This is a genomic window from Catenuloplanes japonicus (assembly GCF_000717135.1).
Lineage (GTDB): Bacteria > Actinomycetota > Actinomycetes > Mycobacteriales > Micromonosporaceae > Catenuloplanes > Catenuloplanes japonicus.
This window is the reverse complement of sequence record NZ_JNXY01000017.1, coordinates 85,379-103,240: the sequence shown is the minus strand read 5'-3', so window position 1 is coordinate 103,240 and position 17,862 is coordinate 85,379. Positions and strand designations below refer to the sequence as shown.

General features: G+C 73.4%; 11 protein-coding genes. 8 read left to right on the top strand and 3 right to left on the bottom strand.

From position 1 onward, the window contains the following. The first annotated feature begins 74 nt into the window (after positions 1 to 74). Positions 75 to 1,556 (top strand): sulfatase family protein, encoded by a 1,482-nt coding sequence (locus OP04_RS23875; RefSeq protein WP_232323712.1) that lies wholly within the window; start codon positions 75 to 77, stop codon positions 1,554 to 1,556. 83 nt (positions 1,557 to 1,639) lie between these two features. Then, positions 1,640 to 4,411 (top strand): glycoside hydrolase family 9 protein, encoded by a 2,772-nt coding sequence (locus OP04_RS23870; protein ID WP_051798813.1) that lies wholly within the window; start codon positions 1,640 to 1,642, stop codon positions 4,409 to 4,411. Here the strand turns inward: OP04_RS23870 and OP04_RS23865 are convergent. Then, entirely contained in the window at positions 4,398 to 5,120 is a 723-nt protein-coding gene (locus OP04_RS23865) for an AfsR/SARP family transcriptional regulator (RefSeq protein ID WP_033342038.1), read from the bottom strand. The two genes, OP04_RS23870 and OP04_RS23865, sit on opposite strands and share 14 nt — an antisense overlap. Before the next feature lie 301 nt (positions 5,121 to 5,421). Between OP04_RS23865 and OP04_RS23860 the strand changes: the two genes are divergently transcribed. Beyond that, positions 5,422 to 8,586, top strand: coding sequence for a S8 family serine peptidase (locus tag OP04_RS23860; RefSeq protein ID WP_157240241.1), 3,165 nt, complete (start codon positions 5,422 to 5,424; stop codon positions 8,584 to 8,586). Here the strand turns inward: OP04_RS23860 and OP04_RS23855 are convergent. Continuing rightward, positions 8,579 to 9,796: a sulfite oxidase gene (locus OP04_RS23855; RefSeq protein WP_033342037.1), complete on the bottom strand. Its 1,218-nt coding sequence runs from the start codon at positions 9,794 to 9,796 to the stop codon at positions 8,579 to 8,581. The two genes, OP04_RS23860 and OP04_RS23855, sit on opposite strands and share 8 nt — an antisense overlap. 302 nt (positions 9,797 to 10,098) lie before the next feature. Here OP04_RS23855 and OP04_RS23850 point away from each other — a divergent pair, with 302 nt between their 5' ends. Both OP04_RS23850 and OP04_RS50025 read left to right on the top strand, forming a co-directional pair. Then, a complete protein-coding gene (locus OP04_RS23850) occupies positions 10,099 to 10,470 on the top strand; it encodes a hypothetical protein (protein ID WP_033342036.1) in 372 nt (123 codons plus the stop codon). Positions 10,471 to 10,903: 433 nt separating this feature from the next. After that, the gene (locus OP04_RS50025; protein ID WP_157240239.1) at positions 10,904 to 12,001 is read left to right on the top strand and encodes a hypothetical protein; all 1,098 of its coding nucleotides are present in this window, start codon (positions 10,904 to 10,906) and stop codon (positions 11,999 to 12,001) included. 151 nt (positions 12,002 to 12,152) lie between these two features. Here OP04_RS50025 and OP04_RS23835 read toward each other — a convergent pair whose 3' ends face one another. Next, positions 12,153 to 13,952 (bottom strand): FtsX-like permease family protein, encoded by a 1,800-nt coding sequence (locus OP04_RS23835; protein WP_033342033.1) that lies wholly within the window; start codon positions 13,950 to 13,952, stop codon positions 12,153 to 12,155. 85 nt (positions 13,953 to 14,037) lie between these two features. On the opposite strand from OP04_RS23835, the gene OP04_RS23830 reads away from it, so the two are divergent. The 3 genes from OP04_RS23830 to OP04_RS23825 all read left to right on the top strand — a co-directional run bounded on the left by OP04_RS23830 (position 14,038) and on the right by OP04_RS23825 (position 17,824). Further along, positions 14,038 to 14,967 (top strand): acyltransferase domain-containing protein, encoded by a 930-nt coding sequence (locus OP04_RS23830; RefSeq protein WP_033342032.1) that lies wholly within the window; start codon positions 14,038 to 14,040, stop codon positions 14,965 to 14,967. A gap of 98 nt (positions 14,968 to 15,065) precedes the next feature. Then, positions 15,066 to 15,218: a hypothetical protein gene (locus OP04_RS53565; RefSeq protein ID WP_157240236.1), complete on the top strand. Its 153-nt coding sequence runs from the start codon at positions 15,066 to 15,068 to the stop codon at positions 15,216 to 15,218. Further along, complete coding sequence (locus OP04_RS23825) at positions 15,215 to 17,824, top strand: FtsX-like permease family protein (RefSeq protein ID WP_033342031.1); 2,610 nt, start codon at positions 15,215 to 15,217, stop codon at positions 17,822 to 17,824. Before OP04_RS53565 ends, OP04_RS23825 begins: the two co-directional genes overlap by 4 nt. Positions 17,825 to 17,862: the final 38 nt, after the last annotated feature.

Genomic DNA, 17,862 nt, shown 5'->3' with positions numbered 1-17,862 from the left:
GCGCCGCGCGTACCCCTGGCTGATTTATCGGTTTTATGGGTTTATTGTCGTGTTTGTTGGTGGAAGGGGAGCGGGTGCGGTCACTGCTGCGGGCTGCCGGGGCGGTGGCGTTGTCGCTGTGCCTGGCCGCCAGTCAACCGGCCGCCGGCCCATCGTCTCTCCCCGCGGCGGCGCGGTGGGTCGCACCGGCGACCCGGCCCAACATCGTGTTCATCCTGGCCGATGACCTGTCGGTGGACCTGCTGCAGTTCATGCCGAATGTGCGGCGGCTGGCGGCGGACGGGACATCCTTCGCGAACTATGTCGTGACCGACACGCTGTGCTGCCCGTCGAGATCGTCCATCTTTACCGGGAAATTTCCGCACAACACGGGGGTGTTCACGAACTCGGCGCCGGACGGTGGGTGGGCGGTCTTCCGGAAGCGCGGCAACGAGAGTGACACGTTCGGCACCAGTTTGCGGCGTGCGGGGTATCGGACCGCGATGCTCGGCAAGTACATGAACGGCTACTCGCCCGCGTCGGGGCACGTGCCGCCGGGCTGGGACCAGTGGGCGGTCGGCGGCGATGCGTACCGGCAGTACGACTACACGCTCAACGAGAACGGCGTCGTCCGGAAATATGGGCAGGAATACCTCACCCACGTGCTGACCGGCAAGGCGACCGCGTTCATCGAGATGAGTGCGGGGGACCGGACACCGTTCTTCGTCGAGATCGCCACGTTCGCGCCGCACTCGCCGTTCACGCCCGCGCCGCAGGACACCGGCGCGTTCCCCGGGCTCAGGGCGCCGCGCGGCCCGGCCTTCGACCGCCTGCCGATCGACGCGCCGCCGTGGCTCGCGGACCGCCCGCCGCTCGGCCCGGACCAGCTCGCGCGGATCGACGACGCCTACCGCAGGCGCGCCCAGTCCGTGCTCTCGCTGGACCGGATGATCGGCACGTTGCGCGAGACGCTCACCCGGACCGGCACGGCGGACGACACCGTGCTCGTGTTCAGCTCCGACAACGGCTTCCACCTCGGCGAACACCGGCTGACCGTGGGCAAGCAGACCGCGTTCGAGACGGACGTGCGCGTGCCGCTGATCGTGGCAGGTCCGGGCGTGCGCGCCGGCGCCACCGTCACCGAGACGGCGGAGAACGTCGACCTGCGGCCGACCTTCGACGACCTCGTGGGTACGCCGTCGCCGCCGGATGTGGACGGCAGAAGCCTGGCGCCGCTGCTCCGCTCCGGTATGGTGGTGTCCGGAACTCCGGTGTCCGGCTGGAGGACCGCAGCCCTGGTCGAGCACCGTCGTCCGGAATTCCGGCCCGACGATCCGGACAGGCAGAAGGTGATTCCGGAGTCCTACGCGGCTCTCCGGACACCCGAGTGGACGTACGTGAGATATGCGTCCGGCGCGCTGGAGTTCTACGACCGGCGCACCGACCCGCATCAGCTCCGCAACGTCGCGCCGGCGCTGAGCCCGGCACGCAAGGCGGCGCTGGCGGCCGCGCTTGACGCTCTGGTCGCCTGCAAGGGCGCCGTGGCCTGCGAAAAGGCCGGCATCGTGCGGGCCTGAAAGCCATCGGTAAGCCGCCGGTAAGTCTCCCCTTCCTAGCTTCAGGTGAGCGTTCCACGCCCACCGAGCAACGGGGGACATCGATGAGACATCCCGCCCGACACGCCACCGCCGCCCTCGCCGCACTGCTGCTCGCGGCCGGCGGCCTCACCGTCACACCGTCACCGGCGCACGCGGCCGTGACCTCGTACCTCCGCGTCAACCAGGTCGGATATCCGGCCGCACAACAGAAGATCGCCTACCTGCTGGGTACGGCGGCGCAGGCCAGATCCACGTTCCGGATCGTGAACGCGGCCGGCACGACCGTCCACACCGGACAGGCGAGCGCGAACCGGGGGAGCTGGAACACGGCGTACACCGGCGTCGCGCAGATCGACTTCTCCGCGGTGACCACACCCGGCCGCTACACGATCCAGGTCACCGGCGTGACCACGTCGCCCGCGTTCGACATCAAGGGCCGATCGGAGCTGTACGCGCCGGTCGCGAGCACGATGACGACGTTCTTCCAGACGCAGCGTGACGGCACGAACGTCATGGCCGGCGCGCTGCACCGCCGGCCGGCCCACCTGGCCGACACGTCCGCGACCGTGTACCAGACGCCCGCGTTCGTCGACGGCGACACCATCGACGGCTACCTGACGCCGATCGCCAACACGCCGAAGGTGGACGTCTCCGGCGGCTGGTCCGACGCGGGCGACTACCTCAAGTTCACGCACACCACGGCGTACGCGGTCGGCGCGCTGCAGATCGCCGAGCGTTCCGGCAGCACCGACCCGGCCCGCGCGGCGGAGATCGACCACGCGATGGCCTGGCTGGACAAGATGTGGGACGAGGGCACCGGCGTGCTCTACGCCCAGGTCGGGCTCGGCGGCGGCAACGAGGACGAGACGTTCATCGGCGACCACGGCGACTGGCGGCTGCCGGAGGCGGACGACTCGATCCCGTCGACCCCGGTCGGGGAGGACAAGTACTACCTGCGATTCCGGCCGGTGCTGCGGGCGAACGCACCCGGCGCGCAGCTGAGCCCGAATCTGGCCGGCCGCGTGTCCGCCGCGTTCGCGCTCGCGGCCCAGCGCCACGCCACCAGCGACCCGGACCGGGCGCGGGACGAGCTGGCCACGGCCGCCGCGATCTACGGAAAGGCGAAGACCACCGGTGTCGGGGAGCTGGTCACGGCGTACCCGCACAGCTTCTACCCGGAGACGGTCTGGCAGGACGACCTGGCGTACGGCGCGACGGAACTGGCGCTGGCCGGCCGCGCGCTCGGCGACAGCCGTGCCCCGGCGTGGCTGACCCAGGCCGCGCAGTGGGCCGACACCTACCTGGGCGTGGCCGACCGCAGCACGCTCAACCTCTACGACGTGGGCGGCATCGCGCTGCCCGACCTGGCGGCCGCGATCACCGCCGCGGGCGCCACCGGGCTCGCGGTCACGCCGGCCGAGCTGCTGGCCGACCAGAAGGCGCAGCTCGACGCGGCCGTCGCCCGTGCGGACGCGGACCGGTTCCGGGCCGCCGCCGCGTACGACACCTACGACTCGACCTCGTTCACGCTCGGCCTGATCGCGCAGTCCGCCCGCTACGACGCGGTCTCCGGTACCAGCACGTTCGCGGCGTTCGCGCAGTCCCAGGCGAACTGGGCGCTGGGCGGCAACCCGTGGGGCCTGTCGCTGATCGTCGGCGTCGGCAGCACGTTCCCGAAGTGCCCGCACCACCAGGTCGCCAACATCAACGGCAGCCACAGCGGGTCCGGCGCGATCCTGACCGGTGCCGCGGTGAACGGGCCGAACGGCGTGGACGAGTTCGCCGGTCTCGAGCCCGGCGGCAACTGCCCGGGGGACGGCACCGACACGTACGCGGCGTTCACCGGCAACGGCGCCCGGTTCATGGACAACGTCGAGGCCTGGATGAGCGCGGAGCCGGCGATCGACTTCACCTCGACCGGTCTGCTCGCGTTCGCGCTGCTCGGCAAGGGGGCGAGCGTACCGCAGACGCCGGCGCAGATCGCGGCGGCGAACGGCTTCTACCCGGACCCGGACTCGAACGCGATGCAGTGGGTCGCGGCGAACCCGAACGACAACCGCACGGCCTCGATCCGGGACAACATCGCGAAGAACCCGGGCGCGCGCTGGTTCGGCGACTGGAGCGGGGACATCCAGACCGCGACGGACGCCTACGTCGACGCCGCGACCGCGGCCGGGAAGGTGCCGATCCTGGTCGCCTACAACATTCCGAAGCGTGACTGCAACGGTCAGTCGTCGGGCGGGGCGGCGAGCGCGGCCGCGTACCGCCAATGGATCACGAGCTTCGGCGCGGGCGTGGCGGGCCGGCCGGCGATCGTGATCCTGGAGCCGGACGCGGTCACCCAGCTGGACTGCCTCAGCCAGGCGCAGATCGACGAACGGTTCCTGCTGATCGAGCACGCGCTGAGCGCGTTCAGCGGCCAGGCCTGGACCTATGTCGACGCGGGCAACGCGGGCTGGGTCGCGGCGGACGTGATGGCCGAGCGGTTCAACAACATCGACCTCGGCCGGGCCCACGGCGTGTCGATCAACGTGTCCAACTTCTGGACCACGGCGGAGTCGGTGAGCTACGCGGAGGCGATGAAGACGGACATGGACGAGCCGAAGCCGTACGTGATCGACACCAGCCGCAACGGCAACGGTCACAAGGGCGACTGGTGCAACCCGGCCGGCGTCAAGCTCGGCGTGACCTCGCGGCTGCACACCTCGGGCGCGGAGATGCTGCTCTGGCTCAAGGTGCCGGGCGACTCGGACGGCGACTGCGGGCGGCTCACCGGCCTCCCGGCCGGCACGTTCGACCCGCGGCTGGCCACCTGGCTGATCAACGGGAACTGAGCAGGTAGTCCTGGCGGAGGACGCGGAGACGCGCCTCCGCCAGGTGCCGTCCCGGATCCACGCCCAGCTCGTCCGCGAGCTGCCGGGTCGTCCGGGTGATCACGTCCAGCGCCTCCGCCTGCAGCCCGCACGCGGCCAGCGTCAGCGCGTGCAGCGACTGGGCCAGCTCGTCCAGCGGCGCGGCCTCGGCCAGCCGCTCGACCAGCGGCAGCGACAGGTGCGGCGTGCCGTCGGCCAGGCAGCGCGTGGCCAGCTCCGTGGTCAGCTCGCGGCGGGTGCGGTCCAGCGTGCGGACCGCGTACCGCTGGCGGATGCCCTGCGGCGCGTCGACCGCGGCCGGCCCGCGCCACAGCTCCAGCGCCGCGACCAGCGTGTCCACGTCCGTCCGATCGGTGATCATCGCGCGGAACCGGCCCGCGTCCACGCTCTCGGCCGGCACGTCCAGCCGGTAGCCGGCCGGCGTCAGCTCCAGCCGGTGCCCGCCGTGCGCGGCCAGCCAGCGCCGCAGCCGGTGGACCGCCACGTGCACCGCGCCCGGCGCACCCCGGCCGCCGCACGCGTCCCCGGCCTGCGCGACCGGCACCGGGTCCGGCTCGGCGAGCAGCAGCGTGAGCAGCCCGCGCAGCCTGGGGGCGGTCAGCGTGGCGTCGGCGCCCGGCCGCCACAACCGCAGCGACCCCAGCACGCCGAACTCCAGCGGTGCGGTCATCCCGTGTCCCCCGATCGACGGCTGTGCACATGATATTCCGTCGATATACCCCCGGCCGCGCGGAAGACGACATCGCGCCGACCGTGAGTACCGCGCCCCGGTCTTGTTCTTTGCTCTGCGGGACCAACGGCGGAACCGGCTCCGACGCGAAGGGCAAAGCGGAGCGCCAGCGGAGTCTTTGCCCGCAGCGAGGTTTGCCCGCGGGAGCATGCGGACCGCCACCACGCTGGAAGCGGGAAGATGAATTTGATGCAGGTCGTTGGCAACCTCTCAGGTGGAGGGGGCCGTCTGTACCGGCGTGATGACATCCACATTGGATCGTGCACGGCGACATGTCGCCGCACTGACCGTGTTCACCGCGTTCGCGGCCCTGTTACCGGGCATCGCTCACGCCGAGCCCGCTCCTGAAAGGGCGACCCGGACCGTCACCCTGATCACCGGTGACCAGGTCACCCTCACCGAAGGAGGCGATGTCGCGCTGCGTCCCGGCGCGGGCCGCGACGGCGTGCTGTTCAGTGTGGACCGCGAGAACGGCCGCGTGCGCGTGGTGCCGGAGGACGCGCTGCGCCCGCTGCACGAGAACCGGATCGATCCGCGGCTGTTCGACGTGACGCTGCTGCTGGAGTTCGGCTACGTGGACCGGCTGCCGCTGATCGTGGACGGCCCGGCGGCGAACGCACGCGCCGCGACGCCGCTCCCGGACGGCCTGACCTCGATCGACGCGGATCCGCACGGCGGCACCTGGACCGCGCTGGCGGGCGCCGCCCACGCGCGGTCCGGCCTCGGCAAGATCTGGCTGGACGGCCTGATGCGCCCGGCGCTGGACGTGAGTGTGCCGCAGATCGGCGCGCCGGCCGCGTGGGAGCGCGGGCTGACCGGCACCGGCACGACGGTCGCGGTGCTGGACACCGGCATCGACGACACGCACGCCGATCTGGCCGGTCAGGTCACCGCGAAGCAGAACTTCGTGACCGGTGAGGACGGCCGGGACCTGGTCGGGCACGGCACGCACGTGGCCTCCACGATCGCGGGCACGGGCGCGGCCTCGGACGGGCGCTACCGCGGCGTCGCGCCCGGCGCGAAGCTGCTGGACGGCAAGGTCTGCGGCGTGGAGTACTGCCCGGAGTCGTCGATCCTGCGCGGCATGCGCTGGGCCGCGCAGCAGGGCGCGGACGTGGTCAACATGAGCCTCGGCGGGTACGACTCGCCCGGCGTCGACCCGCTCGAGGCCGCCGTGCAGTCGCTGACCGCGGAGTTCGGCACGCTGTTCGTGATCGCGGCCGGCAACGACGGCCAGGAGCGCGGCGTCGGCTCGCCCGCCACGGCGGACGCGGCGCTCGCGGTCGGCGCGGTCGACCGGGAGGACAACCTCGCCGGTTTCTCCAACCGTGGCCCGCGCCCGGAGGACTCCGTGCTCAAGCCGGAGATCACCGCGCCCGGCGTCGGCATCGTGGCCGCGAGGAGCGGGGACGGCGAGATCGGCGAGCCGGCGCCGCTGCCCGGGTACACCACGCTGTCGGGTACGTCGATGGCCACCCCGCACGTGGCCGGCGCCGCCGCGATCCTTGCCCAGCAGCACCCCGACTGGACGCCGGAGCGGCTCAAGGCGGGCCTGGTCGGGTCCGCGAAGCCGCACCCGCAGCTGCCGGTCACCGCGCAGGGCGGCGGCAGGGTGGACGTGGCCCGAGTGACCGCGCAGGCCGTGACCGCGACGCCGGCGACGCTGAGCTTCGGCTTCCAGCGGTGGCCGCACCAGGACGACGACGTGCGGTCCGCGACCGTGACCTACCGCAACGACGGCGCCGCGGACGTGCTGCTGGCGCTCTCGGCGGAGCTGGTCACGCTGTCCGCGCCGACGCTGACCGTGCCCGCGGGCGGGTCGGCCTCGGTGACCGTCAGCATCGACACCTCGGTCGGCGGCCTGCCGGACGGCTTCCTCGACGGTGCGGTCACGGCCACGGCCGGGGACCTGGTGGTGCGTACGCCGTTCGGCATCGAGCTGGAGCCGGAGAGCTACGACGTCGGCCTGGACCTGATCGGCCGGGACGGTGCCGCGGCCGCGGACTTCCACGTCACGTTCGTGAACAAGGATCTGCGGACCGGCTACCTCGCCTACCCCGGCTCCGGCATGCTCCGGCTGCCGAAGGGGAACTACGCGCTGTCCGCGCGGATCCGCACCGGCCAGGACATGACGTTCGCGGCCGGCGGCCGGCTGGTGGTCGACGGCGGCCACACGTCGTTCACGGTCGACGCGCGGGCCGCGCAGCCGGTCTCGGTGACCGTGCCGAAGGCCGGCGCGGAACCGTCGTCGATCTGGCTCGGCGCGAGCGGGCCCGGGTACTCCAACGGGATCGGCGGCCAGGACTTCTCCACGCTCTACACGCTGAACCTGGCGCCGGGTACCGCGGCGGCGGACTACCACTCGCACATCAAGGTGACGTTCGGGCAGCGGAACGCGCAGGGGACGTTCGACGGCACGCCGTACCAGTACTCCGCGTTCTACCTGACGCCCGGCACCATGTTCACCGGGTTCACGCACGCGGCCGCGCAGAGCGAGTTCGCCACCGTGGTCGCGGAGCACGGCGTGCAGGCGCAGGCCGACACGATCGGCAAGGGCGTGTTCGTCATGCACGACGCGCTCGGCGGCGACTCCTCCTGGTCGTACGAGTATCCGGCCGGCTCGTCGCGCACCGAGTACTACAACGCGGGTGACGGCGTGACCTGGGAGCCGTTCCTGCAGGAGCTGGAGCCGATCGACGGTTACCTGACGCCGATCTCCTCGCAGTTCGCGGCGAAGACCGCCTACCGGCCGGGCACCACGATCACCGAGACCTGGAACCGGGCCGTGTTCGGGCCGTCGTTCCCGGACGAGGGCTACCGCCCCCAGATCGGGCGCGTCGGGAACGTCATCTACGCGCTTCCGGCGCTGTTCGGCGACGGCGGGGGCCGCGAGGGCGAGTCCACGCTGACCGGCATGACGATCAAGCTCTACCGGGAGAACGTGCTGGTCGGCGCGGTCGCGGACGTCTACGGCGAGTTCACGGTGCCGGCCGCGGACGCGACCTACCGGCTCGAGGTGACGGCCGACCGCGGGGCGCCGCACCGGCTCTCCACCCACGTGGCCGCCGCCTGGACGTTCCGGTCTTCGGAAGACGCCGCGACCCTGCCACTACTCGCGGTGGTGGCCTCACCGAACGTGAGCGGCGCCGGTGTCGCGCCGAAGGGCCGGGCGTTCACGGTGCCGCTGCGGGTGGACCGGCAGGGCGGCGTGGCCCGGAACCCGCGGCTGACCGCGGAGGTGTCGTACGACGACGGCGCCACCTGGACCGCGGTCGACGTCCGGAGGGGCGTCGCGCACCTGTCGCACCCGGACGCGGCGGGCTGGGTGTCGCTGCGGACCACCGCGACCGATGCGGGTGGTAGCAGCGTCACCCAGACGGTGATCCGCGCCTACGGGATCAGCTGACCGTCACCGGATGCCGCACCTGGGCGCCGAACAGGTAGCCCAGCGTGTTGTGCGGCACCGTGACCGGCTGGGACGCGCCGGTCACGTCCGTCGCGCGCGCGATCAGCGTGTGCGCGCCGGGCGTGGCCGGTGACCAGTCGATCTGCCACCGCTGCCAGGCCAGGCCGGGGCCGGTGGTGCGCGCCCGGCGCCAGCTGACGCCGCCGTCCGTGCTCACGTCGACGCGCCGGATCGGGCCGTTCGCGGACCAGGACCGGCCGGTCAGCGTCTGGGCCGTCAGCGGCAGCGACGCGTTCCACGCCAGCTCGAACGCGCTCTTCACCACCTGCCTGTCGATCAGCGTGCCCTCGGCCGGGTAGGACTCGCCGAACAGCCGGTAGAACTGCGTGTTCCACGGCGAGAACAGTGGCTCCGCGGCGACCTCGATCGCGCCGACCCACTTGATCGACGAGATGCCGATCCAGGACGGCACGATCACGCGCAGCGGCGCGCCGTGGTCCGGCGGGAGCGGCTCACCGTTGAGCTCCCAGGCCAGCAGCACGTCGTCCAGCGCCTTCGCGACCGGCAGCGGGCGGCGGACCGGCCCGAGGTCGACGCCGCCGCTGACGAAGTTCGCATCCAGGCCCTGCGGCTGCACGTCCACCGCGTCCGCCCGCAGCCCCGCCGCGCGCAGCACGGTGCCGAGCCGGACGCCGGTCCACCGCCCGACGCCGATCGCGCCGAGCTTCCACGCGGTGCCGGACACGGTCTGCCCCTGCTGGCTGGTGAAGAGGCTGCGCCCGTTCCCGGCGCACTCGACGGCCGCGACCGTGGTGTGGTGCGGCAGGCATTGAAGCTGGTCGAGGCTGAATTCCTTCGGTCCGCGAAGGCCGGACCCGAAGAGCTTCAGCCGGTACGCCACCGGATCGATGATCGGCGTGCTGGTGTGGTTGCGGACGAAGAACCGGTCGACCGGCACCAGATGCCCGGTGTCCTTCAGCGCCTCCCACTTCGTCTCCGCATTCGTGCCGAACACGGTGAACAGCTCCGGCGGCAGCGGCTTCACGATCGGCCCGTCCGCCGCGCTCGCCGGCGCCGCCGTCCCCAGCGCACCGCCGACCCCGAGCGCCGCCGCCAGCCTCATCAGGTCCCGCCGGCTGAACCCGCGCCCGCTCGCCTGCCCGTAGCGCCACTGCTCCAGGCGCGTCCGGTCGTACGTCGTCTCCTCCATCGAGACAGCCAACCATATCTATCGGCCAAATAGGAATACCCGACGCGCCGGTGATCATGGTGCGCAGCCTGGCCACTCGGGAACTGATCGGTACCAGATGATCCGCCTGTGCGGCATCGGCTGAGGCGGTGGTGTGGAACACCGTTATCCGGACCTTAGGGGGCGAACGGTCAATTCTCGTCGCTCGATTTCAATCCGAACCGGGCTCGTGTAAGGCTGCGGATGATCCGTCCGGGATTCATTCACGGACGGTAATCGTACGGCAGCGAAAAGGCAACACAGGCGCGAGCGGGGTAAGCGGAATGGCGAGCATTGACATCGCATTGAAGGAAGCCATGACGATCGACGGCGCCATCGGCGTCGCGCTCGTCGACTACACCAGCGGGCTGACGCTCGGCGTCATGGGCGGCGGTGGCCTGGACATGACCGTCGCGGCGGCCGGCAACACCGACGTGGTGCGCGCCAAGCTGCGCACCCTCGAAATGCTCGGCCTTCCGGACGGCATCGAGGACCTGCTGATCACGCTGGACACCCAGTACCACCTGATCCGGCTCATGCAGCCGCGGCGCGCGGGTGAGGCGCTGCTGCTCTACATGGCGCTGGACCGCAGCCGGGCGAACCTCGGCCTGGCCCGCCTCCGCCTGCGCCGCATCGAGGCCGACCTCGAGATCTGACATCTGAACGGCGGGTGCACCGGGCGTGTACCCGCCGCTCCATGATGGACAGAATTGACAATCCGGCGGCCTGCATCGACCATGTCCTCGTTCACGGCCCCGCGCCGCGGGCGTGGGAACATGCGCTGGATGACGCCGGAGGCGTTCGGTGACCGGACCGGGTGTGGATCAATCGGAGCACGAGCCGGAGAGGTCCCGGCCGCCGCTCCAGCGCGCGATCCCGCTCCGCGGCCTGCCTCCCTACGCGCAGCCGGACCACCCCGACGATCCAGAAACCTCCGCGGGTACGGGAAAGCTGCCCTTCTGGCCGTCCACGCCGGTGCGCCCGGCGGCGCGGCCCGGGGGATCGCCGGCGGAGACGCCCGGCGCGACGGCGGTGACGCCGCCCGCCGCGGTGACGGCGCCGGGACGGCCGCACCCAGGGGCTCCCGTGGTGGCTGCTCCACACACTTCTGCCGCGCCCACGTCGCCGCAGCCTGCCCCTGCTCCTGCCGGCGCGGCTGACGCATCGCCGGCCGCGCTCTCCGTCCCCGCGACGGGACCGGCTCCCGTCGGCCCGCAGGCGCCGGCCCGGTCCGCTGCCACGCCCGACCGTGCACCGCTGGGCGGCGCGGTGTCGCCGCCCGGCCTCGCCGGCACGGCCGTCCCGGTGCCGGGACCAGGGCCTACGTCCGCGCCCGGACCGGTCCTGCCCTCCGGCGTGCTGCGGGTCAAGCCCGCGACGCCGTTCGCCACGTTCGCGGAGACGCCGACGTTCGCCGAGCCGGCCGCGGAGACCACCGTGGCCGCGACCGTCGCACCGGTGCGGGAGCCGCCCCGGCCGCCCGCGTGGCGGCTCTGGCTGGTGCCGCTGGTGCTGGTCGGCGCGATCGTGGTCACCACGGCCGCGCTGGTCAACCGGTCCGCCGAGGAGACCGGCGAGTCCGTGGCCGTGCCGCCGGTGTGGACGCTCGGCCCGCCTGCGACCGGCGCGGTCACGATCGTCCCGCCGTCGCCGGACGCGGGTTCGGCCACGCCGTCCGCCCCGGTCACCGCGTCGCCCTCCGCCACGCCGTCGCCGTCCGCGTCGAAGAGCCTCGCGCCCACGCCGAGCAGGGCCGCTGCGGCGGCGCCGGTGGCGACCACGGGCGGTCCGGCGCAGAGCGGCCCGATCACCGGCGCGACCGCCTGTTCCTCCGGCGGCACCGCGATCTTCTCGGCCGCGTTCACGGTGGCGTTCGAGTGGCATCACGCGTTCATCGACGTGGACGGCAACGCCTCCACCGGCTACGCGGTGCCGGACGTGGGCACGCGGGTCGGCGCGGACTACATGGTGGAGAACGACTCGGTCTGGCGGTCGGCGGACTCGGAGTGGGCGTGGGACGAGGTCGGCCGCAGCGGCCTGCAGTTCACGCAGAACGGCAGCACGTTCCGCTGGCAGGTCCCGGCGTCCGCGATCGGCTCACCGGGCGGCAGCCTGCGCGTGGTCTTCAACGGCGCCGGCGGCAGCCCGGACGCGAACAGCGCGGTCCTCACCACCGGCTCCTGCTGACTCCGTACCCCCGCGGCTTCTGTGGTGTTGCCTTTCAGACGGCGAGGGTGAGCGCCGGCGCGATCCCGGCCACGGCGGTCAGCACGCACGGGCCGGCTTCGACGCCGATCAGACCGGGCCGAGGACCGCAGGTCGGCGCCGCGCCACAGCGTCAGCCGAGCGTGTCCGCGACCGGGCGCCGGGCCGAGGCCAGCGCCGGGACCGCGGTGAGGGCGGCGACGGTGAGCAGCATGGTCAGCCCGGCCGTGAGCAGCCAGGACGTGGGCGCGTGCCGCGCGGGCTCGCCCTCGAAGAACAGGTAGAGGTTGATGCCGAACGGGAGGCCGAGCAGCACGCCGGGTACGGCCGGCAGGATCTGCGCCACCGAGAGCCCGAGCCCGGCCTGCACCGGCGTGGCGCCGATCGCGCGTGCGACCGCGAGCGGGTGCCGGCTGTCCAGGACCGCGGCCCAGGTGCTGACGATCGCGTTGAACAGCGCGAGGACGCAGACCGCGCCGCCGATCAGGTACATGGCCTGCAGCGTGCGGGCCACGCGGACGTCCGGCAGTTCGGAGTAGCCGAGGTCGACCGGGTCGAAGTCCTGCACGCGGAACGTGAGCACCGCGCCGATCGCGGCCGCGGTGATGAACGCGTTCAGCGTGACCAGCCGGGCCCGGCGCGGGCGGCGCGCGTTGATCCGCACGCCGATCAGCAGCGGGGCCGGCAGTCGCCGGGACAGGCCGATGGTCCAGCCTCGGCGGCGCGGGGGAGCGGCGGTGTCGGCCAGCGCCTGGCCGGTGCCGGTGGTGGCCGCGTCGATGACCGGCCCGAGCGTCGCCGCGGCCGCGATCACCAGCGCGAGCACGGCGGCCGAGATCGCCATCCGCAGCGGCGGTGGCTGCGCGCCGGCGACGCCGAGCAGGCCGGACGCGGAGCCGAACAGCGCGGGCGCGGTGAACCAGCCGAGCGCCAGGCCGAGGCCGGCCGAGACGAGCGCGATCACCAGGTACTCGGCCAGGTGGACGGCGGCGATCATCGCGGGCCCGGCGCCGACGGCCTTGAGCAGCCCGACCCGGCGGCGCTGGCCGATCACCCGCCCGGCGACGATCCCGGCGACGCCCGCGATGGCGAGCCCGGTGACCAGCCAGCTGCCGACGACCAGCGTGTCCCGGGCCGGGGCGTTCAGCCGCGCGTGCCCGTCGGCCAGCTCCGCCCCGGTGCGGAAGTGCCAGCCCCGGAACTGCGGGTTCTTGTACGCGGGATCGGTGAGCCGCCGCTGGTCGACCGCGCTGATGCCCTGCTCCGGGTGTTCCAGGGCCAGCATCAGCACGTACGACGGCGGCTGGGTCCCGGCGAGCGCGGGAATGTCCTCCCGGGCGACCCAGATCAGCCCGCCGCCCTCCATCTCGATCGTGCTCGGGATGCGCCAGCCGGCGTGCGGGTAGGCGGTCCGGGCCGCCGTGACCGCGGTCCCGGACACCGGCAGCGCGCGCCCGTCGATCGTGACCGTGTCGCCGGGGCCGATGCCGAGCGCGTCCGCGAACGCGCGCTCGACGACCACGCCGCCGGGCGTGACCCACCGCCCGGCGGTGACCACCGGCCGGTCCACCGCGGACGGCGCCTCGTCCCGCCCCTCGACGACGACGCGCGCGGTGATGCCGTTCGCGGTGAGCTTCGTGAAGAGCAGCGGGAACGGTCCGCTGCGGGCCGTGATGCCGGGCAGGTCCGCCAGCGGCGTGAGCGCGGCCAGCGCCTCCGGCCCGTTGCCGCCCGGCTCGACGGTCAGGTCCGGGCCGGCGGTGGCGGCCTTGGTCTGCGCGTACTGGAACGAGACCAGCGTGTTGAGCGCGAGCCCGAGCGTCAGCGACGTGGTCGCCAGCGTGATCGCGAGCATCAGCAGCAGCGTCTCGGTCCGGCGTCGCCGCAGGTCACGGACCAGTAACCGGCCGACCAGCAGCAGACGTCCGATCATGCGCGATGTCCCTCCTCGGTGTGGCCGCTATTAGATAACGGTTAGCTATGCCGCTGTCAAATCCGTGCCCCGTAGGATCGAGCGCGTGGACGTGGACGAGATCGCCGCCCGGCTCGGCGTACCGGTCGAGGACGTGCAACGGCTGGCCGGTGACCTGCCCTCCGCGCCGATGCCCGCGAAGGCGGACGCGCCCGCGCTCCTGGACCGGCTCGGCGTGCTGCCGGACGACGCCGCCGAGATCCTGGCGGGCTGGCCCTCCGACGAGTGGCCGCCCGAGCTGCGCTGGCTGCGCGACCGGGTGACCGCGCTGGTCCGGGCGGACCTCGGCGGCCACGAGTGGCTCGTGCCCGGCCCGGAGCTGGACCGCGACCGCGGCCCCGCCTGGCGGCATCTCTACGTCTACGCCTACCTCGCGCTGGTCGACACCGTCCTGGCCTACCACCGCGACCACGGCGTGCCCGGGGACGTGTCCTGGGCGACGCTGGCGGACCTGGGCCGCAACCTCGCGATCGACCGCCGGATGCACCGTGAGGGCTGGCCGGTCATGCGGGCCTGGCTGACGCTGCACGTGCGCGGCGGGCTCTACCAGCTCGGCCGGCTCCAGCACCACCGTGGCGACGGGACCGCGATCAGCCTGCACATCCCCGAGTCCGGCCCGCTGAGCCCGGCGGCGATCACGGACTCGCTCGACCGCGCCCGCGCGTTCTTCCCGCGGCACTTTCCCGGCGAGCCGTACACCGAATTCGCCTGTGGCTCGTGGCTCCTCGACCCGCAACTGCGTGAATATCTGCCGGAGGACTCGAACATCGTCCGGTTCCAGCGCCGGTTCGCGCTGGAACCCTACGTGGAGCCGGAAGGGCTGGACGCGGACACCGAGGTGCTCCGCTTCGTGTTCCGCTCGCTGACCACGCCGCTCGACCGGCTGCCGCGCGACACCGTGCTCCAGCGCGCCGTCATCGACCACCTCCGGGCCGGCAGGCATTGGCGCTGGTGCCGGGGCCGCTTCCCGATGTAGTCCGCTCCACGTCGCGGCGAGGACAACCTGACCGTCCGGGGTCGGCGTCTATACCGTGTCGGCGAACCGGTGCCGGCACAGTTCGGAGGTCGGCAGAGTTGAGCGCATCCATCCGCATCGCGATGCTCGGGCCGGTCCGCGTGTGGCGGGACGGTGGGCTACAGCCCGCCGGCTCGCCCCAGCAGCAGGCGGTGCCGGCCGCGCTGCTGCTCCGGGACGGGCACCCGGCCTCGCTGGTGAGCGCCGCATGAGGCTCCTCCGCCGGGTGCGCGCCGGTGCCGGGCCGCTCGCGCTGCTGGCCGCGCTCTGCCTGCTCGCCACGTTCCTGATGACCGGCCTGGTCCGGACCGTCGACGACCGCACCGACGCCGGCCTCCGCCAGGACCTCGCCGCGCTCCCGCCGATCGTCCGCGACCTGCGCTTCGTCCACGAACGCGGCCCGACCGAGGGCGTCCACGTCAGCGCGGCCCGGGACCGGCTCGCCCCGATCCGCGCGTCACTGCCCGCGCCGCTGCGGGACGCGGTGGGGGAGGGCTGGTCCGGCGCACAGGCCGGCCCGGACGAGATGACCATGCCGGTCGGGAGCGGCGACTGCACCCCACCGGTGACGCTGCGCCAGCAGACCGGCACGACAAACGCGATCCGGGGGTACGAGGGGCGCGCGCCCGCCTCCGCCGGCCGCGACGTGGAGGTGGCGCTGTCCCGGGAGGCCGCCGCCGCGGTCGGTGTGCGGGTCGGGCACTCGTTCACGCTGGCCGGTGCCGTGGAGGCGCGGCTGGTCGGCATCTACGACCCGGTCGACCCGGCAGCCGCGGTCTGGGACGACTTCCGGGTGACCACCGTGCCGTGCGCGGACGCGGGCACGTTCACCCACCGGATCACGCTGCTGACCGATGTTCCCGGCATCGCCGGGGCCGCGCAGGCGACCGGCGCGTGGCGCTACGACTGGCGGTACCCGGTGAGCTCCGGGCTCGCCGGCGCGGACGTGCCCGCCGTGATCAAGGCCGTGGTGGAGGCCCGGCGGATGCCACCGGCCGGGACGCGCCTGACCACCGGGCTGGACACCGTGCTCAGCGCGTTCGCGGCCCGGCTGCGGGCGGTGTCCGCGCTGCTGGCCGTGGTGCTGGCCGGGCTCGGCGCCACACTGACCGGTCTGATCCTGCTCACCGCCGGGCTGATCGTGCGGCGTCGGCGGGACGAGTTCGCGCTGATCCGGGCACGCGGCGGATCCGGCGTGACGGTCGCGGCGCGGTGCCTGGCCGAGGCACTGCCGGTGATCCCGGTCGCGGTGGCGGCCGGGTGGTTCGCCGGGGCGCGGTTGCCGGGGCGGGCGGCCGGATGGGAGACCGCGGCCGTGGTGGCGGTCGCCGTGGCCGGGGTGCTGGTGGTGCCGGTGCTGGCCGCGCCGGTGCGGCGGATCCGAGGACGGCGGATCGTGCTGGACGTGCTGGTGGTGCTGCTGGCCGTGCTCGGGGTGCTGCTGCTGCGCCGGCGGGGGCTGGTGCAGGCGTCCGGGATCGACCCGTACCTGGTCGCGGTCCCGGTGCTGCTGGCCGCGGCCGCCGCGCTGGTGGTGGCGCGGGTGATGCCGTGGGCGCTGCGGGTGGCGGGGCGAGGCGCGGGGCGTACCCGTGGAGTGGTGGTGTTCCTCGGTCTGGGAAGGGCCGCACGGGGCCTGGCGATCGCGGGCGGGCCACTGGCCGTGCTGGTCGTGGCGGCCGCGACCGGCATCTTCACCGCCGCCGTGGCCACCTCGGTGGAACAGGCCCGGGACCGGCACACCGGCCTGCTGGTGGGCGGCGACGCGACGGTGAGCGGGCTGGCCTTCGAGGAGTCCACATCGGAGTCCCTGCGCGCGGTGCCCGGGGTGGACGCGGTCGCGGCGGCGTCCCTGGAGTCCGGAGCCCGGCTGCGCATCGACACCGGGACCGGGACGCGGGAACTGGCCCAGGCACAGCAGATGGTGCTGGACGGGGTGGCCGCCGCGGAGATCCTCCGGCAGTCCGGTGTGGACTATCGCCTGCCGGATCTCCTGACGCATCCCACGCTCGCCGGTGCTGCCGCCGTTCCGGCCGTCGTCTCACCCGCGATCGCCGAGGCCGTCGGTGAGGGTGCGCTGACCGAGATCCGCGGCCGTCGCTTCCCGTTCCGCGTCGCCGCCGTCGCGGACACGTTCCCCGGCATCGCGCCCGGCACCCGCGAGTTCATCGTGCTGCCCTGGCAGTCCGTGCCCCGGACGCCGATCCCCAACCACTACCTGATCGCCGGCCCCGCCGCGGACCCGGCCGCGCTGCGCACCGCCGGCGACAACGGCCAGATCGCCGCGCTCGCCGCCGAACTCGGCCGCACACTCACCCCCGCCGGACTCCCCGTCGCCACCCGCGTCACCGTCGCGTCCCAGGAACGCGCCGCGCTCGGCCGCGGCGGCGTCAACGGCGTGCTCACCGTCGTCCTCGCATCCGGCGCGATCGGCGGCCTCCTGCTGGTGCTGCTCGCCGTCGCGATCACCGTCACCGCCGACGCGCCCGCCCGCGGCCGGTCGCTGTCCCGCCTGCGCACCATGGGCCTGTCCACCGCCCAGAGCCGCGGCCTGCTCCTGATCGAACTCCTGCCACTGGTCGCCGCCGCCGTCCTCACCGGTACCGCCGTCGGCGTCATCCTCCCCTGGCTGATCGCCCCCGCACTCGGCCTGACCGCGTTCACCGAGGGCCTCCCTGCCCCCGTCCGCCTCGACCCCGTCCTGGCCGCCGCCCTCCCGCCGGCCACCCTCCTCATCCTCCTCACCGCCCTCCTCGCCGAGGACCGCGCCAACCGCACCCTCCACCTAGGCGCCCTCCTCCGCCTCGGCGACAACTGAAACCTGACAGGCTTTCACGCCGCGACCGTCCAACAGGT

Bases quoted from the DNA above. Each gene is read 5' to 3' on its own strand.
- OP04_RS23835 (WP_033342033.1), bottom strand. From the start codon at position 13,952: ATGATCGGACGTCTGCTGCTGGTCGGCCGGTTACTGGTCCGTGACCTG.
- OP04_RS23865 (WP_033342038.1), bottom strand. From the start codon at position 5,120: ATGACCGCACCGCTGGAGTTCGGCGTGCTGGGGTCGCTGCGGTTGTGG.
- OP04_RS23855 (WP_033342037.1), bottom strand. From the start codon at position 9,796: ATGGAGGAGACGACGTACGACCGGACGCGCCTGGAGCAGTGGCGCTAC.
- OP04_RS23850 (WP_033342036.1), top strand. From the start codon at position 10,099: ATGGCGAGCATTGACATCGCATTGAAGGAAGCCATGACGATCGACGGC.
- OP04_RS23825 (WP_033342031.1), top strand. From the start codon at position 15,215: ATGAGGCTCCTCCGCCGGGTGCGCGCCGGTGCCGGGCCGCTCGCGCTG.
- OP04_RS23870 (WP_051798813.1), top strand. From the start codon at position 1,640: ATGAGACATCCCGCCCGACACGCCACCGCCGCCCTCGCCGCACTGCTG.
- OP04_RS23860 (WP_157240241.1), top strand. From the start codon at position 5,422: ATGACATCCACATTGGATCGTGCACGGCGACATGTCGCCGCACTGACC.